Source organism: Streptomyces bauhiniae (genome assembly GCF_004784475.1).
Classification (GTDB): Bacteria; Actinomycetota; Actinomycetes; order Streptomycetales; family Streptomycetaceae; genus Streptomyces; species Streptomyces seoulensis.
The window spans coordinates 1-11,659 of the sequence record NZ_SRRT01000007.1 but is presented as its reverse complement, the minus strand read 5'-3'; the positions used below and the strand labels follow the sequence as shown (position 1 = coordinate 11,659).

At 71.8% G+C, this 11,659-nt stretch carries 12 protein-coding genes; 9 read left to right on the top strand and 3 right to left on the bottom strand.

What is annotated here, in order from left to right; translation table 11 throughout:
* Positions 1-2: 2 nt before the first annotated feature.
* The gene (locus E5083_RS22705; protein ID WP_078858587.1) at positions 3-455 is read right to left on the bottom strand and encodes a metallopeptidase family protein; all 453 of its coding nucleotides are present in this window, start codon (positions 453-455) and stop codon (positions 3-5) included.
* Positions 456-765: 310 nt separating this feature from the next.
* Between E5083_RS22705 and E5083_RS22700 the strand changes: the two genes are divergently transcribed.
* The 8 genes from E5083_RS22700 to E5083_RS22660 all read left to right on the top strand — a co-directional run bounded on the left by E5083_RS22700 (position 766) and on the right by E5083_RS22660 (position 9,195).
* Positions 766-1,188, top strand: coding sequence for a DUF3499 domain-containing protein (locus E5083_RS22700; protein ID WP_030814457.1), 423 nt, complete (start codon positions 766-768; stop codon positions 1,186-1,188).
* Positions 1,189-1,260: 72 nt separating this feature from the next.
* Positions 1,261-2,622, top strand: coding sequence for a phosphomannomutase/phosphoglucomutase (locus E5083_RS22695; RefSeq protein WP_135787558.1), 1,362 nt, complete (start codon positions 1,261-1,263; stop codon positions 2,620-2,622).
* Between the two features lie 162 nt (positions 2,623-2,784).
* Positions 2,785-2,955 carry a Trm112 family protein gene (locus E5083_RS22690; RefSeq protein ID WP_020940431.1) on the top strand — a complete coding sequence of 57 codons (171 nt, stop codon included), beginning with the start codon at positions 2,785-2,787 and terminating at the stop codon, positions 2,953-2,955.
* A gap of 52 nt (positions 2,956-3,007) precedes the next feature.
* Complete coding sequence (locus tag E5083_RS22685) at positions 3,008-4,135, top strand: SIS domain-containing protein (protein ID WP_135787557.1); 1,128 nt, start codon at positions 3,008-3,010, stop codon at positions 4,133-4,135.
* A 51-nt stretch (positions 4,136-4,186) separates the two neighbouring features.
* On the top strand, positions 4,187-5,335 hold the full coding sequence (manA, locus tag E5083_RS22680; protein ID WP_135787556.1) for a mannose-6-phosphate isomerase, class I: 1,149 nt from the start codon (positions 4,187-4,189) through the stop codon (positions 5,333-5,335).
* 151 nt (positions 5,336-5,486) lie between these two features.
* A complete protein-coding gene (locus E5083_RS22675; RefSeq protein WP_135787555.1) occupies positions 5,487-6,467 on the top strand; it encodes a cation diffusion facilitator family transporter in 981 nt (326 codons plus the stop codon).
* Positions 6,468-7,002: 535 nt separating this feature from the next.
* Entirely contained in the window at positions 7,003-8,460 is a 1,458-nt protein-coding gene (ahcY, locus tag E5083_RS22665; protein ID WP_135787554.1) for an adenosylhomocysteinase, read from the top strand.
* A 120-nt stretch (positions 8,461-8,580) separates the two neighbouring features.
* Complete coding sequence (locus E5083_RS22660; protein WP_135787553.1) at positions 8,581-9,195, top strand: hypothetical protein; 615 nt, start codon at positions 8,581-8,583, stop codon at positions 9,193-9,195.
* Between the two features lie 13 nt (positions 9,196-9,208).
* On the opposite strand, the gene E5083_RS22655 is transcribed toward E5083_RS22660, so the two are convergent.
* On the bottom strand, positions 9,209-10,087 hold the full coding sequence (locus tag E5083_RS22655; RefSeq protein WP_135787552.1) for an RDD family protein: 879 nt from the start codon (positions 10,085-10,087) through the stop codon (positions 9,209-9,211).
* A 140-nt stretch (positions 10,088-10,227) separates the two neighbouring features.
* On the opposite strand from E5083_RS22655, the gene E5083_RS22650 reads away from it, so the two are divergent.
* Complete coding sequence (locus tag E5083_RS22650; protein WP_135787551.1) at positions 10,228-11,235, top strand: stage II sporulation protein M; 1,008 nt, start codon at positions 10,228-10,230, stop codon at positions 11,233-11,235.
* A gap of 142 nt (positions 11,236-11,377) precedes the next feature.
* Here E5083_RS22650 and E5083_RS31525 read toward each other — a convergent pair.
* Positions 11,378-11,659: hypothetical protein (locus E5083_RS31525; RefSeq protein WP_208754127.1), on the bottom strand; the 282-nt coding region annotated here is incomplete at its 5' end.

The following is an 11,659-nucleotide window of genomic DNA, read 5'->3' as shown; positions in this document are numbered from 1 at the left end:
CGCTACTCCTCGCCGTACCGGGGGTCCACCGTCTCCGGGGTCAGCCCCAGCAGCTCGGCGACCTGCTCCACGACCACCTCGTGCACCAGCTCGGCGCGCTCGTCGCGCCCCTTGGTGCGGATCTCGATCGGCCGCCGGTAGACCACGACCCGCGCCCGCCGGCCGTCCCGCGCGGGGATGATCCCGCCCAGCGGCACGCCCTCGTCGCTCCACGGCCCGTCGCCGGTGCCCTCCAGCCGGGGCACCTCCATCACCAGGAACTCCACCTCGGCTAGCTGCTGCCAGCGCCGCTCCAGCCGTTCCACGGAGTCGCGCACGAGGTCCGCGAACACCTCTGCGCGGCTGGCGGCCAGCGGCACCTGCGGCGGTGCGATGGGGCCCCGCATGCCCCGCCCGTGACGATCACGGCGACGGGGTCGGGGACCTGCGGCACGGGGCGGTACACGGTTGTCCATCACCGCAGAAGCGTAGTCCTCGCCCGCGCCCGGCGTCCGGCTGCGGGCGACAGCCGTCCGTGTGACCACGCCTTCGCACCGCCTCCCCGGACTCTTCGCGCACTTTTCTCCCGGTGTTCGCTCACTCGTCTCCCGCCCCACGCACGACGGTTCCGGCCACGGCCGGCGAGCCGGGTGGCCGAGAACCGTCGCCTACGGCCGGACTTTGTCCCGGATCATCACCTGATGCACCCCCGTGCGGGGCGCCCGGCCGACGTCCCCCGAAGGAGCTCGCGGGAGCCCGCAGGCCACGACACGGGGGAGTGACCTGGTGGAGAGTCGTCGCGGCCCGCTCAAGAGTGCGGTACCGTCCAACATCGTGAGCCTTGTACGTCGCTGTTCGCGCACCGCCTGCGGCCGACCCGCCGTTGCGACGCTGACGTACGTCTACGCCGACTCGACCGCGGTCCTCGGCCCCCTCGCCACCTACGCCGAGCCCCACTGCTACGACCTGTGCGCCGAGCACTCCGAGCGCCTCACCGCCCCGCGCGGCTGGGAAGTCGTCCGGCTGCTCGACGGCTCCGCCCCGGCCCGCCCCAGCGGCGACGACCTGGAGGCGCTGGCCAACGCGGTCCGCGAGGCGGCCCGTCCGCAGGAGCGCGCGGCCGGAGCGGGCGGCGGCGCACGCACCGCCGACCCGATGGAAGTCGCCCGGCGCGGCCACCTGCGGGTCCTCCGCTCGCCCGACAACTGAGCGCCCCTCCCCGCAGCCGCGCACCCCAACGGGTAGTTTTGGGCCCCCAATGGACTTTCAGGAGGGCCGGCCGTGGCAGATCTGTCGCAGATCGTGAAGGCGTACGACGTGCGCGGAGTCGTTCCCGACCAGTGGGACGAGGCCATGGCCGAACTCTTCGGCGCCGCCTTCGCCGAGGTGACGGACGCGACCGCGATCGTCGTCGGCCACGACATGCGCCCCTCCTCGCCGGCCCTCTCCCGCGCCTTCGCGCGCGGGGCACTGAACCAGGGCGTGGACGTCACCGAGATCGGCCTCTGCTCCACGGACCAGCTCTACTACGCCTCGGGCGCGCTGGACCTGCCCGGCGCCATGTTCACCGCCTCGCACAACCCGGCGCAGTACAACGGCATCAAGATGTGCCGTGCGGGCGCCGCCCCGGTCGGCCAGGACACCGGGCTCGCCGACATCCGCGCCCTGGTCGAGCGCTGGCTGGACACGGGCGCCCCGGCCCCCGCCGCCGCACCGGGCACCCTCACCGCGCGCGACACCCTCGACGACTACGCCGCGTACCTGCGCTCGCTGGTCGACCTGACCGCGATCCGCCCGCTGAAGGTCGTCGTGGACGCGGGCAACGGCATGGGCGGGCACACCGTCCCGACGGTCCTCGCGGGGCTGCCGCTGACCGTCGTCCCGATGTACTTCGAGCTGGACGGCACCTTCCCCAACCACGAGGCCAACCCGCTGGACCCGGCCAACATCGTGGACCTGCGCAAGCGGGTCGTGCAGGAGGGCGCGGACCTCGGCCTCGCCTTCGACGGCGACGCCGACCGCTGCTTCGTCGTGGACGAGAACGGCGACCCGGTCTCCCCGTCCGCCGTCACCGCCCTGGTCGCCGCCCGCGAACTCGCGCGCAACGGCGGTACGGGCACGGTCATCCACAACCTGATCACCTCCCGCACGGTCGCCGAGGTGGTCCGCGAGCACGGCGGCACCCCGGTCCGCACCCGCGTCGGGCACTCCTTCATCAAGGCGGAGATGGCCCGCACCGGCGCGATCTTCGGCGGCGAGCACTCCGCCCACTACTACTTCAAGGACTTCTGGAACGCGGACACCGGCATGCTGGCCGCCCTCCACGTCCTCGCCGCCCTGGGCACCCACCCCACCCCGCTGTCCACCCTCACCGCCCAGTACGACCGCTACGCGGGCTCCGGCGAGATCAACTCCACGGTCACCGACCAGCAGTCCCGCCTGGCCGCCCTCCGCGCCGCCTACACCCCGGCCCCCGACACGACCCTGGACGACCTCGACGGCCTCACCGTCTCCACCCCCACCTGGTGGTTCAACGTCCGCCCCTCCAACACGGAGCCCCTCCTCCGCCTGAACGCGGAGGCGGAGGACGAGGCGACGATGACGAAGATCAGGGACGAGGTATTGGGGATCATCCGCGCGTAGCGGGCTCTATTCAGCCGACCGAGACGGGTGGGCGGGTGGGAAATGCTTGAACCGCACCCACCCCCGACCCGCAGCCGGAATCACCCCGCCGAACCAGCGGCGCGCCACGGTACCCTGACCAGCACATCCGTAGCACCCCGTTTCCGCCCGAAGGGACACCCCATGCCGCTCGAAGCCGGTCTCCTGGAGATCCTGGCCTGCCCGGCCTGCCACGCCCCCCTCAAGGAGCAGGACGCGGAGCTGATCTGCACCGGTCAGGACTGCGGCCTGGCATACCCCGTCCGCGACGGCATCCCCGTCCTCCTGGTCGACGAGGCCCGCCGCCCGGCGTAAGCACCGCCGCAACACATCGCAGTAGGACCCCGGCGACCGGAGGCACCCGCCCATGCTCGACGAATCGCTCCTGGACACCCCGGAGGGCCTCGCCGAGGCCGACCGCCGAGGACTGCTGCGCGGCGCGGCCGAGGCCGGCGCGAGGGTCCGTACCGCCGCCCGGCACGCCGTGGAGGCCGGAGTCGGCGCGCTGCAGCCCGACGGCCGCCCCCGCGCCGTACTGATCGCGGGCCCCGGCGCCGCCGCCACCCACACCGCCGACCTCCTCGGCACCCTGGCAGGACCCGGCAGCCCGGTGATCCGGCTGGAGGCCACCGGAGTCGCTCCCGCCCCCGGCGCCCTGCGCTGGGAGCTGCCCGGCTGGGCGGGCTCCGTGGACCTGCTGCTGATCGCCACCCCCGACGGCACCGAACCGAGCCTCGGCCTCCTCGCGGAACAGGCGTACCGCAGAGGCTGCTCCGTGGTGGCCGTGGCCCCCGCCGGCACCCCCCTCGCGGAGGCGGTCGCGGGCGCGCACGGCATGTTCATCCCGATGGCGACCGCCCCGTACGACCAGGGCGAGCCGGTGGCCGCGTCCTCCTCCGGCGTCTTCTGGGCCCTGCTCACCCCGCTGCTGGCCCTCCTGGACCGCGTCGGCCTGCTGACCGCCGGACCCGACGCGCTGGAGAAGGTGGCCGACCGCCTCGACCACGTCGCCGAGCGCTGCGGCCCCGCGATCGCCACGTACGGCAACGCGGCCAAGACGCTCGCCGCGGAACTCGCCGACGCGCTGCCCGTCGTCTGGACGGAGGGCACCTCCGCGGGCCCGGCGGGCCGTCGCTTCGCCGCCGCCCTGGCCGAACTCGGGGGCCGCCCCGCCCTGGTGGCCGAACTCCCCGAGGCGCTCGCCGCGCACGAGGCCCTGCTCTCCGGCCCACTGGCCGCCCGCGCCGACCCGGACGACTTCTTCCGCGACCGCGTCGAGGAGGCGCCCGCGCTGCACGCGCGCGTGGTGCTGCTCCGGGACCGCCCCCTCGGCGGCCTCACCGCGGCCCCCGCCGCCCGCGACCTCGCCCTCGGCCACGACACCCCGATCAGCGAACTCGAACCGGAGGAGGGCGGCGAACTGGAGACCCTCGCCGACCTGATCGCCGTCACCGATTTCGCCGCCGTTTACCTGGCGCTCGCCGCCGGCGCCTGAGCTGACACCGGGCACCCGCCCGCGGCGCCCGTACGGAGACAGAGAAGACACATGGACCGCCTCGACAACACCGTCCGCCCCTACGCCTGGGGCTCCACCACCGCCATCCCGCGGCTGCTGGGCACCGAGCCCACCGGCGAACCGCAGGCCGAGATGTGGATGGGCGCCCACCCCGGCGCCCCCTCGCGCACCCCGCGCGGCACGCTCATCGAGGTCATCGACGCCGGCCCGGAGCGCGAACTGGGCGCCGAGGCGGTCGCGAAGTTCGGGCCCCGCCTGCCCTTCCTGCTCAAGATCCTTGCCGCAGGCGCCCCCCTCTCCCTCCAGGTCCACCCGAACCTCGCCCAGGCGCAGCAGGGCTACGCCGAGGAGGAGCGCCGGGGTGTCCCCGTCGACGCCCCCGACCGCAACTACAAGGACGCCAACCACAAGCCCGAACTCATCTGCGCCCTCACCGAGTTCGACGGCCTGTGCGGCTTCCGAGCCCCCGCCGAGGCGGCCGCCCTGCTCGACGGCCTCGGCGTCGACTCCCTCAAGCCGTACGTCGACCTGCTGCGCGCCCAGCCCGAGGACGCCGCCCTGCGCGAGGTCCTCACCGCGATCCTCACCGCGGACCGCGCGGAGATGGCCGGCACCGTCACCGAGGCGACCACCGCCTGCGCCCGCCTCGGCGGCCCGTACACCCCGTACGCCGACATGGCCCGCGACTACCCCGGCGACCCCGGCGTGATCGCGGCCATGCTGCTCAACCACGTCCGGCTCCAGCCCGGCGAGGCCCTGTTCCTCGGCGCCGGCATCCCGCACGCCTACCTGGACGGCCTCGGCGTCGAGATCATGGCCAACTCCGACAACGTCCTGCGCTGCGGCCTGACCCCCAAGCACATCGACGTCCCCGAGCTGCTGCGCGTGGTCCGCTTCGAGGCGAGCGACCCCGGCGTCCTGCGCCCCGAGGCGTCCCCGGACGGCGAGGAGGTCTACGAGACCCCCATCGACGAATTCCGGCTCTCCCGCTGGGTCCTCCCCGGTGAGACCACCCGCGACCTGACCCTTCCGACCCCGCAGATCCTGCTGTGCACTGCCGGTTCGGTCCGCGTCGGCGAGCACGGCCTGCTGCCCGGCCGGTCCGTCTTCGTCCCGGCGGGCGAGAAGGTGGAGGCGTCCGGCGAGGGCACGCTGTTCCGCGCCACTGTGATCGTATGACCGCCCCTGTGGATACCTGAGGCGCCGGATGCCGGTGGGACTGCAACAATGGCCCACCGGCAAAGCACGTGCAAAGAAGCGACCCGTGGGGGCACAAGAGCCGTGCGGGGGTGCCGAGCAGGCGACAAGGGCGAAGGGAAAACGCGGACTCATGAGCGCGTCAGGCGGTAACAAGGCGATCGTGGCGGCACTCGGCGCCAATCTGGCGATCGCGGCATCGAAGTTCGTGGCGTTCGCGTTCAGCGGCTCCTCGTCGATGCTCGCCGAGGGCGTCCACTCGGTCGCCGACTCCGGCAACCAGTTCCTGCTGCTCATCGGCGGCAAGAAGGCCAAGCGCGAGGCGACCCCCCAGCACCCCTTCGGCTACGGCCGCGAGCGGTACATCTACGCCTTCCTCGTCTCCATCGTCCTCTTCTCCCTCGGCGGCATGTTCGCCATCTACGAGGGCTACGAGAAGATCAGCCACCCCCACCCGGTGGAGCACTGGTACTGGCCGGTCGGCGTCCTCGTCTTCGCGATCATCGCCGAGGGCTTCTCGTTCCGTACGGCCATCAAGGAGTCCAACGAGCTGCGCGGCAAGCTCTCCTGGGCCCAGTTCATCCGCCGCGCCAAGGCGCCCGAGCTGCCCGTCGTCCTGCTGGAGGACTTCGGCGCCCTCATCGGCCTGGTCCTCGCCCTCGGCGGCGTCGGCATCGCCCTGCTCACCGGCAACGGCGTCTGGGACGGCATCGGCACCGTCTGCATCGGTGTCCTGCTCGTCCTGATCGCCCTCGTCCTCGCCTCCGAGACCAAGTCCCTGCTGCTCGGCGAGTCCGCCGGCCTGGAGGACGTCAAGAAGATCGAGGCCGCCATCGTCGACGGCGACACCGTCACCGGCGTCATCCACATGCGCACCCTCCACCTCGGCCCCGAGGAACTCCTGGTGGCCGCCAAGATCGCCGTCCAGCACGACGACACGGCCGCCGAGGTCGCCAACGCGATCAACCGCGCCGAGGCCCGCATCCGCGAGGCCGTCCCGATCGCCCGCGTCATCTACCTCGAGCCGGACATCTACAGCGCCGCCGAGGCCGCCAAGGGCCCCGACCCGCTCGCCACGCCGGGCGGCCCGAACCCCCGGGCCACCGACCACTGACCCCCTGGTCCCCGCACCGAGGCCCCCGCCGCACCCCGGTCCCCACCGGCCGCGCCGGGGGCCTCGGCACACCCGGACACCTAGGGCCTCTCGTTTGGATCAGGCCGGGCTCGCGTGCCCCGGCACCGCGCCTCGCCGCGTTGTCGTCACTCGCCATGGCTCCGCCATGACTCCCTCCTCCGCCTTGCGATCCACGGCACCGGACCCCGCTCCCTGATCCGGCCTGATCCAAACGAAAGACCCTAGCCCCGCACCCACCCGTTCGCGCCACATCCGTCACCTGGACGGCACGCGGTGTCCGAACGCGGACTGGGGCGCGCCCCGCCCTCCGGTGTAGCTTGGGACGGAGCCAGACGTCGCTGCTGATGGCGGTCGGGCGGTCCCGGAGCGGACCGGCCGAGGGAGAGAGGGCCTCCGACGGACTGCGCTGCGCGTACGCGGGCATGCCTGTGTCCTCTTCTCGGGGCACCCCTGTGTCCGTCGCCGTGCAGACCAGCCGTACCCACCTCGCCCCGACTTCGAGGAGCAGCCCGCCATGACCACTGTCGACAACCGACAGGACTTCAAGGTCGCCGACCTCTCCCTGGCCGAGTTCGGCCGCAAGGAGATCACCCTCGCCGAGCACGAGATGCCCGGCCTGATGTCGATCCGCAAGGAGTACGCCGAGGCGCAGCCCCTGGCCGGCGCCCGCGTCACCGGCTCCCTGCACATGACCGTGCAGACCGCCGTGCTCATCGAGACCCTCGTCGCCCTCGGCGCCGAGGTCCGCTGGGCCTCCTGCAACATCTTCTCCACCCAGGACCACGCGGCCGCCGCCATCGCCGTCGGCCCGAACGGCACCCCGGACAACCCGCAGGGCGTCCCCGTCTTCGCCTGGAAGGGCGAGACCCTGGACGAGTACTGGTGGTGCACCGAGCAGGCGCTGACCTGGCCGAACAGCCCCACCGGCGGCCCGAACATGATCCTGGACGACGGCGGCGACGCCACCCTCCTCGTCCACAAGGGCGTCGAGTACGAGAAGGACGGCAAGGTCCCCTCGCCCGACACCGCCGAGAACGACGAGCACCGCGTCATCCTCGAGCTGCTCAACCGCACCATCAGCGACGGCTCCCAGAAGTGGACCCAGCTCGCCTCGGAGATCCGCGGTGTCACCGAGGAGACCACCACCGGCGTCCACCGCCTGTACGAGATGCAGCGCGACGGCGTCCTGCTCTTTCCGGCGATCAACGTGAACGACGCCGTCACCAAGTCGAAGTTCGACAACAAGTACGGCTGCCGCCACTCCCTGATCGACGGCATCAACCGCGCCACCGACGTCCTCATCGGCGGCAAGACCGCCGTCGTCTGCGGCTACGGCGACGTCGGCAAGGGCTGCGCCGAGTCCCTCCGCGGCCAGGGCGCCCGTGTGATCATCACCGAGATCGACCCGATCTGCGCGCTCCAGGCGGCCATGGACGGCTACCAGGTCACCACGCTCGACGAGGTCGTCGACAAGGCCGACATCTTCGTCACCACGACCGGCAACAAGGACATCATCATGGCCACCGACATGGCCAAGATGAAGCACCAGGCCATCGTCGGCAACATCGGCCACTTCGACAACGAGATCGACATGGCCGGCCTCGCGCAGATCCCCGGCATCGTCAAGGACGAGGTCAAGCCGCAGGTCCACACCTGGACCTTCCCCGACGGCAAGAAGATCATCGTCCTGTCCGAGGGACGCCTGCTGAACCTGGGCAACGCCACCGGCCACCCCTCGTTCGTGATGTCCAACTCCTTCGCGGACCAGACCCTGGCCCAGATCGAGCTGTTCACCAAGCCCGACGAGTACCCGACCGGCGTCTACGTGCTCCCCAAGCACCTGGACGAGAAGGTCGCCCGCCTCCACCTGGACTCGCTGGGCGTCAAGCTCACCCGGCTCCGCCCGGAGCAGGCCGCGTACATCGGCGTCGAGGTCGACGGTCCCTTCAAGTCGGACCACTACCGCTACTGAGCCGCTGATCCCCGCACCATCCAGGCAGGCCCCCGCACCCCCGTGCCGGGGGCCTGCCCCTTTGCGCCGGGCCGGCGGCCCCGGACCGGACCGTCAGCCCGCCAGACCCCAGGACCTGCCATGCCGCGCGGCCGATATTCGCTCCACGATCCGCACGATCACACCCCCCTCGCAGAAGAACACTTCCAGTGCGCCCCCGGCCCCTCCGGCTGGCGCTACGTCTCCCAACTCACCGCGCCCGACGGCGCGCACCGGGGCTCGGTCGGCCTCGCCCTGGACGACCTCGGCCGCCCGATCCGCCTCGAACTCCACGCCGGCGGCTGGCAGGTGCGCGGCGCCGCCCTCGACGGCGTCACCTGGGTCCGCACCGACCCGGCCGGACTGGAGGCGACGGAGGGCAATGTGCCCGCCCACGCCTTCACCGGCACGTCCCCGGCGTTCCTCGTCGCCACCGCACGTCTCCTGCGCCTCACCCCCTCCTCGTCCGCGACCCGCGTACGCCTCGTCGCCCTCACCGACCCGGTCCTCGCCCCCCGCACCGTGGACCAGTCCTGGGCACTGATCGACAGAGAAGCACACGCCACTGACAACGGCCCCCTGCTCGTGGACGAATACCAGGTCACAGCCCTGGACACGGGGGAAAGGCACTCCGTGCACATCGCCGGAGACGTGGTCCTCTCGGCCCCCGGCATCGAGCTGGAGGACCTCCAGACCCCACCGTCGACGTTCCCCTGACCGCCCCGGCCGGCTAGGCGGGCGGCGCGAACCCGGTCGACCGGCGCTGGGGGGACTCCGGCGCCTCCACGTTCTTCTCGCTCACCGGAGCGACGGCCGGGGGAGAAACGGGAGCCACCGCCCGCTCCTCACCGCTCTCGTACCGAGCCTGCTGCCGCGCCTGCCGGGACTGCCGCTCATGCACCACGGCCGCCAGAAATACGGCCGGGTGCGCCTGGAGATCCGGCGGCACGGCTGCCCCCGTCCGCGCGGCCACATCGGCGGCCAGCCGCGACGCCATCGACCAGGAGACCTGCGGCTGAAGCTGGTGCATCCGCGTCAGGTACTGCCGCACGGCCAGCCAGAGCCCGTCCGGCACCGCCGACAGATCCAGCTCCGCGAACCGCCCCGCCACCTCCGGCGGCGGAGGCGGCACCACACCGGCCCGGCCCACCGGAATCCGCTCCCGCACCACCAGCGTCCCCGCGAACACGTCCCCGAGCCGCCGCCCCCGCTCCGAGACCAGCGAGGCGATGCACGCCACCACCCCGAACGTCATCAGGATCTCGATCATCCCGACCCCACCGCGCACCAGCGCGTGCCGGAACCGCACCGGCCCACCGTCGTCACGCACCACCCGCAGCCCGAACGCCAGCTTCCCCAGCGACCGCCCATGGCTCAGCGTCTCCACCGCGATCGGCCCGCCGACCAGCACCAGCAGAAAGGCCGCCACCGACATCGCGGCCTGCGCGGCATCGTCCAGGGAGGAGGTGGCGGCCACGAGCCCGATCACCACGACGATGTAGACGAGCACGGCCACGATCAGATCGATCAGCACGGCCAACGCCCTGCTCGGCAGCTTCGCGGGCCGCAGCTCCAGCGCCACCGCCTCACCGGTCACCAGCTCACTCACGCCCGCCGTCCTTCCCTCGCCCACCCCTGTGCCGCAAGTCTGCCAAGCTGAGGGCGCACCGCACCCCGGTAGGACAAGCTGACAGTGTCCCGTTGTCCGGTGGCGGCTGGCCACGACGAGTCGAGGAGCAGGCAGACCCGATGGACCTGGACGTCTTCGTCTCCGCACACCGGGCCGAGTGGGACCGCCTCGACGCCCTGATCCGCCGCCGACGCCGCCTCACCGGCGCGGAGGCCGACGAACTCGTCACCCTCTACCAGCGCACCGCGACGCACCTCTCCCTCATCCGCTCCAGCGTCCCGGACCCTCAGCTCACCGGCCGGCTCAGCCGGCTCGTGGCCCGCGCCCGCAGCGCCGTCACCGGCACCCGCCGCGCCTCCTGGCGCGACGTGACCCGCTTCCTGGGCCGAGGATTCCCCGCCGCCGTCTACCGCGCCCGCCACTGGTGGGTGCCGACGGCCCTCATCTCCACAGCCGTGGCGATCCTCCTCGGCTGGTGGATCGGCACCCACCCTGAAGTACAGGCGTCGATCGCGGCCCCCAGCCACCTCCGCGAACTGACCCGCCCCGGCGGCGGCTACGAGACCTATTACTCCAGCCACCCCGCCGCGTCCTTCGCCGCACAGGTGTGGACGAACAACGCCCAGGCGGCCGCGCTCTGCCTGGTCCTGGGCGTCTTCCTGGGCCTCCCGGTCCTCTGGATTCTGTTCGAGAACATGCTGAACCTGGGCGTCGGCTTCGGCCTGATGTCCTCCGCAGGGCGCCTCGACACCTTCCTGGGCCTTGTTCTCCCGCACGGCCTGCTGGAACTCACCGCGGTCTTCGTGGCCGCCGGCACAGGGATGCGCCTCGGCTGGACCGTGATCGACCCCGGTCCGCGCACCCGCCGTACCGCCCTCGCCGAAGAGGGCCGCGCCGCCGTGGGGATGGCCATCGGCCTCGCCCTGGTGCTGTTCGTCTCCGGCGCCATCGAGGGCTTCGTGACCCCGTCCGGCCTGCCCACCTGGGCCCGCATCACCATCGGCGTCCTGGCCGAGCTGGCCTTCCTCGCCTACGTCTACGTCCTCGGCGGCCGGGCGGTACGCGACGGGGAGACCGGCGACCTCCAGGAGGCCGAACGCAGCTCCACGGTCCCCACCGCCGCCTGATGTGCGCGGGACCCTGCCGAGCTGCTAGTCTCCTCATCGCCCCACAAAACCTGTTGACACGGGTGGAGCGGGGAGGTAGAGTCGAACAGTTGCCTGGAGCTGGACAAGTTCAAGGCTAACCATTAAGCTTTATCTGGCTTCTTCAGAACATCGCTGAATGCGACTTCCGAGAAGCAACCCCCGATAAATCGGAAATGAAGCCGGGAAGACCGGCCGAAAACTTCTGATAGAGTCGGAACCGCCGGAAAGGGAAACGCGAAAGCGAAAACCTGGAAAGCACCGAGGAAATCGGATCGGAAAGATCTGATAGAGTCGGAAACACCGAAGGGAAGCCCGGAGGAAAGCCCGAGAGGGTGAGTACAAAGGAAGCGACCGTTCCTTGAGAACTCAACAGCGTGCTAAAAGTCAACGCCAGATATGTTGA

Bases quoted from the DNA above. Each gene is read 5' to 3' on its own strand.
- E5083_RS22705 (WP_078858587.1), bottom strand. From the start codon at position 455: ATGGACAACCGTGTACCGCCCCGTGCCGCAGGTCCCCGACCCCGTCGC.
- E5083_RS22690 (WP_020940431.1), top strand. From the start codon at position 2,785: ATGCCGCTCGAAGCCGGTCTCCTGGAGATCCTGGCCTGCCCGGCCTGC.
- E5083_RS22685 (WP_135787557.1), top strand. From the start codon at position 3,008: ATGCTCGACGAATCGCTCCTGGACACCCCGGAGGGCCTCGCCGAGGCC.
- manA (WP_135787556.1), top strand. From the start codon at position 4,187: ATGGACCGCCTCGACAACACCGTCCGCCCCTACGCCTGGGGCTCCACC.
- E5083_RS22675 (WP_135787555.1), top strand. From the start codon at position 5,487: ATGAGCGCGTCAGGCGGTAACAAGGCGATCGTGGCGGCACTCGGCGCC.
- ahcY (WP_135787554.1), top strand. From the start codon at position 7,003: ATGACCACTGTCGACAACCGACAGGACTTCAAGGTCGCCGACCTCTCC.
- E5083_RS22660 (WP_135787553.1), top strand. From the start codon at position 8,581: ATGCCGCGCGGCCGATATTCGCTCCACGATCCGCACGATCACACCCCC.
- E5083_RS22650 (WP_135787551.1), top strand. From the start codon at position 10,228: ATGGACCTGGACGTCTTCGTCTCCGCACACCGGGCCGAGTGGGACCGC.